The organism is Chryseobacterium sp. SIMBA_029, from assembly GCF_046535275.1.
Classification (GTDB): Bacteria; Bacteroidota; Bacteroidia; order Flavobacteriales; family Weeksellaceae; genus Chryseobacterium.
Window position 1 is genome coordinate 1 of record NZ_JAWRXA010000773.1, and the last position, 242, is coordinate 242.

Annotated in this window: 1 protein-coding gene; it reads right to left on the reverse strand. The window is 64.0% G+C overall.

Going from position 1 to position 242, the window contains the following annotated elements:
• Positions 1-242, reverse strand: a 242-nt coding sequence (locus tag SB679_RS26020) for a hypothetical protein (RefSeq protein ID WP_410705280.1), incomplete at both ends; no start/stop codon positions are given.

Below are 242 nucleotides of genomic sequence, written 5' to 3' on the forward strand. Positions count from 1 at the left end.
GTCACCGTTTCAGGCGAAACGCGTGTGACTTCCTCAGTTGGCTGAACGGGCTTCGCTTCAACCGTCTGCGCCATCTCGGGCTGCACTTCGGTCGGCTGAACCTCCGTCGGCTGCACGGTTTCCGGCTGGACGCTTTCAGCGACCACCTCCTCCGGCTGCGGCTCGACCTGCAGATCGGGATCGCCAGCCGAGGCCTGGTCGGCTTCGGAATCACCAAGAATGATGACGCTGACCGCCTCGCC